At 36.0% G+C, this 7159-nt stretch carries 7 protein-coding genes; 4 read left to right on the plus strand and 3 right to left on the minus strand.

What is annotated here, in order from left to right; genetic code table 11:
* The 4 genes from ACWVCY_RS04135 to ACWVCY_RS04150 all read left to right on the plus strand — a co-directional run.
* A partial coding sequence (locus tag ACWVCY_RS04135; protein WP_455140506.1) for a hypothetical protein occupies window positions 1-187 on the plus strand: 187 nt, incomplete at its 5' end.
* Window positions 188-234: 47 nt separating this feature from the next.
* Complete coding sequence (locus ACWVCY_RS04140; RefSeq protein ID WP_455140507.1) at window positions 235-858, plus strand: ECF transporter S component; 624 nt, start codon at window positions 235-237, stop codon at window positions 856-858.
* Between the two features lie 48 nt (window positions 859-906).
* On the plus strand, window positions 907-1053 hold the full coding sequence (locus ACWVCY_RS04145; RefSeq protein WP_455140508.1) for a hypothetical protein: 147 nt from the start codon (window positions 907-909) through the stop codon (window positions 1051-1053).
* Window positions 1054-1366: 313 nt separating this feature from the next.
* Entirely contained in the window at window positions 1367-2704 is a 1338-nt protein-coding gene (locus tag ACWVCY_RS04150; RefSeq protein ID WP_455140510.1) for a RuBisCO large subunit C-terminal-like domain-containing protein, read from the plus strand.
* Between the two features lie 14 nt (window positions 2705-2718).
* Here ACWVCY_RS04150 and ACWVCY_RS04155 read toward each other — a convergent pair whose 3' ends face one another.
* From ACWVCY_RS04155 to ACWVCY_RS04165, 3 genes are read right to left on the minus strand one after another with little or no spacing between them, the layout of a single operon-like run.
* Window positions 2719-3036: a ubiquitin-like small modifier protein 1 gene (locus tag ACWVCY_RS04155; RefSeq protein ID WP_455140512.1), complete on the minus strand. Its 318-nt coding sequence runs from the start codon at window positions 3034-3036 to the stop codon at window positions 2719-2721.
* Between the two features lie 39 nt (window positions 3037-3075).
* A complete protein-coding gene (locus ACWVCY_RS04160; RefSeq protein WP_455140513.1) occupies window positions 3076-4740 on the minus strand; it encodes an AMP-binding protein in 1665 nt (554 codons plus the stop codon).
* Window positions 4741-4766: 26 nt separating this feature from the next.
* The gene (locus tag ACWVCY_RS04165) at window positions 4767-6629 is read right to left on the minus strand and encodes an aldehyde ferredoxin oxidoreductase family protein (RefSeq protein ID WP_455140515.1); all 1863 of its coding nucleotides are present in this window, start codon (window positions 6627-6629) and stop codon (window positions 4767-4769) included.
* Between the last annotated feature and the right edge of the window lie 530 nt (window positions 6630-7159).

Consider the following 7159-nt stretch of genomic DNA (forward strand, 5'->3'; position numbering starts at 1 on the left):
ATATCATAGAATAAATAAATTAAATGATTCAGAAAAACATTTAGCTAAACTATTGAGAGAGTTAAAACAACTAGAAAATCGTCTCAATCTTGATGTGTTTTTACTATATGAAATTTCGAAAGAAGATCAAGAGATTATAAAAGACACTTTGGAGCATTTTGCTAAACTTAGAGAAAGTAGTTTTTAAATAAGTAATAAAAAGAACAGTTTAGCCAATCTTCTGGATTAAATAAGATGATAAAATCTGATATAATTGCAAAACCTAACAGAAATCGTTATTACTTTGAGACCATCGATTTAGTATTAATTGCCTTGTTCTCAGCTTTAGGTGGAGTTTTTAGTGTCTTTGTTGGAAACCTAACTCGTACAATATTTAGCTCCAGTTTATTTGGTTTGGGACAATTATTCTCTGGTTTTCATATTTTTTGGTATGTAATAGTTTATTATTTATCGGGTCGTAAATTTGGGACTGTTACTTTAACTGGTATCATTAAAGGAATAGTAGAAGTTTATGTAGGAAGCACACTATCAATAACAGTTGTTATGATATCAGTAGGAGGAGCATTTTTATTTGATCTGCTAGCTATATTTTTCTTTAAACTTATTTCACATGAAAGGGGCAGAACCATTAGTATTATAATCTCAGCTGGTCTAAGTTCTTCTTTTAATGTATTAGTATTATGGAACATGTTATTATTAGGAATTGATAAAAATGGATTACCCAATATATGGATAATTGCCTTAGTAGTGTTTAGTTTTGTATCTGGGGTAATTTTCGCAGGATTTTTAGGCCAGGAGATAGCAAAATATTTCTTAAGAAGTGGATTACTGAATTGGCGGAAATTAAAAGAAGAATAGACTTAATAAACAGGTTCATTCCATATTGAAATTGAATGGTGAAGAAATTTGGGTGAACTTTTGGGACCTTGTAAAAAATGCAGTAGATTACTCATTCGACCCCATCCCTCTGGATTATGTGAAGAATGTCGAAAAAAGGATTTAAAACTCCTAAAACCAGATACTCCTGATCTTCCAGATCCTTTAAGGTTTTAAAAAGGGATATTCGAACAGTCAATGGAGAAGTTATTGAAAAATTAGTAGTTGAAGCTAATAAATATGCAGGTTCCAATGTGAAAAAATTAGACAATAGTATTCCTAAATTCACTCATATTATTCTTTAACCTTTTTTATTTATTCTAGCTAAAACATCTATTATTATAGGAAGAAAACACAAATACTCCCTTTTTTTTATTTTCCATTTTCCCTTTTTTTCCCTATGTAATTATTTTATAATCAGCAAAAAGCTTTTACAGCAGGATGTAATGAAGTTAACTAAATTATTAATATCGAAAAGTTAGTGATAATTATGGATGATAAGGTATTTACACAATATGATCCATTAGAAGAGGCGCTACAAGAAGGGATTGACCCAGAAAAGTACATAATAGGGACTTACATGGTTCAATTAGGACCACGTATGGATCCATGGTTTATAGGAAGAGCTGCTGCGTGTGAACAATCTACTGGAACATGGGTACCTGTTCCAGCTAACACACCTGAACTTAGAGCGACTTATGGAGCGAAAGTGATTGGGGTTTATGAGATTCCCAATTGGGAATTTGAAGTTCCAAATGAAGTTAAAGAAAGGAGTTATATTTACCAAATTGCTTTTCCTATAATCAATCAAACAGACCAAATTGCATTAATGTTGACCGCTACGATAGGGAATATATCAATGGGAGGAAAATTAAAATTACTAGATTTGCGCTTCCCTAAACCATGGATAAAAAAATTTAAAGGGCCTAAATTTGGAATTGAGGGTGTAAGAAAGTTATTGAAAGTTCCTGATAGACCTTTATTGAATAATATGATAAAACCTTGCAGTGGTTGGACTCCTGAAGTTGGAACTCAACTTTTTTATGCTGCTGCCAAAGGAGGTTGTGATATAGTCAAGGATGATGAATTAATTGCTGATATGGAGTACAATCGAATTGTTGATAGAGTACCGATGATGATGGAGGCAGTGGATAAAGTCAAAGACGAAACAGGGGAGGAAACTCTCTATACTGTCAATATTACCGATAAACTACCCAAGCTGCATGAGAATGCTCTGGCGGTCCAAGATGCTGGAGGGAACGCCTTGATGATTAACTACCTTGTTGTTGGTCTAGAGGCTATGCGTTGGCTTGCTGAAGATCCTGAGATTAAATTACCAATTTTAGCTCACATGGATTTTGCTGGAGTATGGTATGAGTCTCCTATTTCCGGAGTTTCTTCTTTCTTAACCATGGGAAAGCTAGCCCGTCTTGCAGGTGCTGATATTGTCGTTTATCCTGCTCCCTATGGTAAGGCTCCTTTTTTAAAGGAAAAATATCAATCGATAGCTAGAGCTTTACGATATCGTCTACATAACCTTAAATCCAGCTTACCTATGCCCTCTGGAGGTATTACACCAGGGATGGTAATACGAGTAATGCAAGATCTAGGGAATGATATCATGATTGGTTCTGGAGGAGGTATTCATGCTCATCCAGACGGACCAATTGCTGGAGCAAAAGCCTTCAGACAAGCTATTGATATAGGTATGAAGGATTTAACAGCTGCCAGTGAAGACTTTGAAGATTATGTTGAAGACCACGAAGATGAGTATCCTGAACTAGCTAAGGCAATGAAGAAATGGGGAGTTTCTGATACACGTTTCTAATCCTTTTTTCTTTTTTAACCATATAATCCTCCTGCAACTGGAGGAAATATTGAAATGATGTCTCCGTTGTTTAGTGACGTATTTAATCCATCATAGATGTTTATATTATGCCCATTGATAAGAATAATGATCCAACTGTGAAGGTTTAATTGATCATCAAATAATTGTTGGTTTAATTCCGGGAATTGATCGATTAAGGCATTTAGAAGTAAATTAACTGTTGTATTAAGAGTCAGAGATATTAATATTTCCCGTTTCTTCGTGATATACTTGAATTGGCCAAAAAATCTTGCTTTAACCTGAATTCTATGAGGATTATCAGAAAAAGCCATTGATTCATCACATATAAGCTATCTAAAGATAGATGATTATCAATTATTTTCTTCTGTTTTTAATTTCTTCTTGTCTAATTTCATAACTCTGGTTAATGGGAGGAAATCACGAATTTCCACCTGTTTTGGAACAGCATATGGGGGGAGTATTTCCTTACAAAATTCAATAATCTCTTCTGAGCTTGTTTTATTTTTATATTCATCTCGTAAAATGACAAATGCTTTGACACGTTCGCTTCCAGGACGATTTGGATCAGGTATTCCGATCACACCTGCCATTCTCACCGCTGGATGAGTATGTAAGGCATCATCAATAACTCGTGAGTACACTTTCATCCCTGAAACATTGATCATGTCTTTGATTCTGTCGACTATTTTAAAGTAGCCATCTTCATCCATTACACCAATATCTCCAGTCGCTAACCACCCATTCGGTTGTAATCCTTTTCCTTTTTCTGGCCAGTAACCCAGCATTACTTGGGGTCCCCGAATCCATACTTCACCTTCCTGACCAAAAGGAACTTCCTTTCCAGTATCTGGATCAACAAGTTTTACTTCTGTGTCTGGAATGGGCACTCCTACAGATTCCTTCACTTCGGTCATGAAACGGGTAACCTTAGATAGCGCAGAAAGATTTATATGTGTGCAAGGACTGCATTCAGTCATTCCATAGCCTTCACTCATAGGTACACCGGTTTTTTTCCCAAACTGTTTTCCCACCTCTGGAGGAAGCGCTGCAGCACCTGAAAAATAAAAGATTGGCATCTTTCTAAGATCCTTAGTCAAGAGCTCGCTAAAATGAGTAGGTACCGCGAACACTGCAAAGGGTCTTGCAGTACGAATGAGCTCTGCAATATAGTCGATATCCCGTGCATCGATCAGAAAAGTCCGTAATCCCCACGAAATGGCTGAAATATAAGCCCAATGCCCATATTGATGGAAGATTGGCACACAAATCAATGTAGCTGACTTACCTTTGAATCCACGTTCAAGAGGGCTTAGAAACCAGTGTAAAGATTGAGTAACATTTGTTGTGATGTTATGGTGAGTTAACATTGTCCCTTTAGGTACTCCTGTTGTTCCTCCAGTAAATGGTATAAATGCTATGTCATTTTTTGGATTTATGGTTACATTTGGGGGATTTGGCTCATATTTCTCAATCAAATCTGCCATTTTATGTGCATTCGGTACATTTTTCATTTCTGGTAGAGTATAATCAGGAAATAACGGAACAGGAGTATAAATTAGGTTTTTAACTGAAATTTTATTCTGTATTTTCTCTAATCTTTCTAGACGGCGGTAGGAGCAAATAATAGTATTTGCATTCACTTCATTTATTTCATGTAATAAATCAGGAGCTTTGTGTAAAATGGATAAGGGAACATGGATTGCACCTAGTCGTAAAATAGCAAAATCAGCAATTATAAATTCAATGCATGTTGGGAGAATGGATACAACGCATTCTTGTTTTTTTACCCCTAAATCAGCAAGAGCTGTTGCAAATTTATCCACCTGGATTTTTAGTTCTCTATAGGTTAATCGCTGGTTTAGATAGATAACAGCCTCTTTATCAGGGTATTCTTCAGCAGATTTTTCAAGAAATTCATAAATTGAAATTTCTGGGTAGGGTTCCATTGTTTTAGGTAATTTATACGGGCCAACAAAATAACTCTTCAACCAAGGTTTTTCAGAATAAGAGTTCAATACATACACTATTCCTAATCTATGTTTTACATTTTAGCGCTTAACCAGCTTAATCCCAAACGATCTAAAGTTTCTGTGGTAGGTCGACCATTATTATCCCAACCGCGATATTGGTAATATGCGTCTAACATTGGATCAAGGTTTACAGTTTGACCCTTAGCTGGTCCATCTGGTAAAGGGTCTTCCAAAAGGCGCTTGGGTAGGGTGTCATCAGCTCTAGTCAAACCTTCACGAATATTAAATGCTCTTTCCAAATTATAAATACGTTCTCCAGTGAGTCGGAAATCAGCCTCAGTAAATTCATAACCAAGTAAACTTTGAATTAAGTCCGCCCAATCGTCTCCAGTCAAAACCATGCCCATAAATTTACATCCTGAAAGTGCATCAAAAATACCAAAAGCATCTTCATAATCTTTAACCACACGTGCCTCTTCTGGTATTTCTTTTAAGCCATCTTCGTCAACCTCTCCTTCATCAACGATAAGAAATGGCATGGACATGAAAGCTGGACCTTCAATATAAGCTGTAATATGATCTCCTCCCCGATTAGCGGTTGCATAAGCTAATCCTGTGATTTTTGCAGCCCTCGAATCGTAAGCTGGTAGTTCTAATCCCTTTACATGCATGGCGAACCTCTCGGATCCTTGTCCTAGCTTTTCCGACATATTTTTAGACCCTTCTGCTAATAAATCTCCAATACCCTCTCTTTTAGCAATCAAATGGATAAGGTCAACAATGGTATCTGAATCCCCAAATTGAATTTTTGATCCCATGGTATCAGTTAATATCCCTTTCTCAACAGCCTCCATAGCGAAAGATATCGTTGCACCAGCAGAAATGGTATCTATCCCATATTCGTTACATAAAAAGTGGGCTCTTGTTATTGCATTTAAGTCATAAATGTCGCACATACTGCCAAAAGCTCCAATTGATTCATATTCAGGGCCTTCACCCGAGCTTGCATATTTTCCTTCTTTAATATCAGATACTCTTCCACAGGCAATCGGGCAAGCGAAACAGGCTTTTTCTGCAATTAGAATTGTTTCATTAATCGCTTCGCCATTGATTTTTTCATACTGCTCTACGTAACCTGTTTGCCAATTTCGTGAAGGAAGCCCACCTCTTTGGTTCACCATATCCAAAATCGCAGCTGTACCAAATACTTCTAATGTAGCCTTAAGTAAGCTTGCATTCACCCAATCAAATCGATCTTTGGCTTTCTCTCTATATTCCTCTTGGTTTGGAATATTAATTTTCATTTTTCCTCGGACAGCAATCGCTTTCAGATTTTTTGAACCCATGACTGTACCTAGCCCGCACCGTCCCGCTGCTCTTCCCCAGTTTGGCGCTGTCACATCATTCATGATAGCAGCGTATTTCACTAAATTTTCCCCTGCAATTCCAATACAAGCAACATTAAAGTCGTTACCTAAAGTTTCTTTAATTATTTTAGTTGTTTCAGATGTATTTTTCCCCCAAAGATCAGATGCATCTCGTAATTCCGCTTTTCCATCATCAGTGACTAGATAAACAGGTTTTTTAGAAATCCCTTCGAAAATTATTCCATCAAATCCTGATCTTTTCAAATCCCTTCCCCAGAAACCTCCCGAGTTTGCTTGTCCCCAAAATCCTGTTAGAGGTGATTTAGAAACAACAGAAAACCGACCTGTACTTGGAGAGGATGTCCCAGTCATTGGGCCAGTCATAAATATCAATTTGTTTTCTGGGCCTAATGGGTCAATACCTTTTGGAACCTCATCAAAAAGAAATTTAGTAGCTAACCCTGCTCCTCCTAAATACATCCTTAAATCCTTTTCGTCAGGAATTTCTTCTTTAATCATTCCTGTTGTCAAATTAACTCGTAAAATTTTTCCCATATATCCGAACATGATTTTTTCAACCGTAATTAAACATTAGCTATGTTTCTTATTGATCCTTCAAAATCTACTTAAATAGTTAGACATCCTACAAAGACGTTTCTTATATAATATTTTGAATTTTGATTCCCATTTATGTTGTTTCTAAGTAAAAATCTATTTTTCAGAGCGAGTAATTCAGTCTCGATCATCACTAAAACAAGAGATAATAACCTTTTCGTCATTTTAAAACGAAAACACTCATAAGAATGCTATCTGAGACATTAAATTATGTTTAAGATCCTATTAATTCCTCTCTGTGTTTTTTTTATCAAATAGGTCAGTTGTGGTAAAATAAGCAAAATAAAGGTCTTGGTGCCAAGATAGGTTGATGGTACTGCGATCACACATGAATCCCTTATATTGGTCTCTTATTAAAGGAAGATATCAATTTTTATTTTTCAGCGATTTAAATAGAAGTTAACCAAAATCGATCTACTTAAATATTAGTTGACCTGATCAACTCAATTATTTTTTTGAATAAAAAAAAGGTGCCAACAAAA

The organism is Candidatus Hodarchaeum mangrovi (genome assembly GCF_975850365.1).

Coding starts and splice junctions, on each gene's coding strand:
- ACWVCY_RS04140 (WP_455140507.1), top strand. CDS start 235: ATGATAAAATCTGATATAATTGCAAAACCTAACAGAAATCGTTATTAC.
- ACWVCY_RS04155 (WP_455140512.1), bottom strand. CDS start 3,036: ATGGCTTTTTCTGATAATCCTCATAGAATTCAGGTTAAAGCAAGATTT.
- ACWVCY_RS04150 (WP_455140510.1), top strand. CDS start 1,367: ATGGATGATAAGGTATTTACACAATATGATCCATTAGAAGAGGCGCTA.
- ACWVCY_RS04165 (WP_455140515.1), bottom strand. CDS start 6,629: ATGTTCGGATATATGGGAAAAATTTTACGAGTTAATTTGACAACAGGA.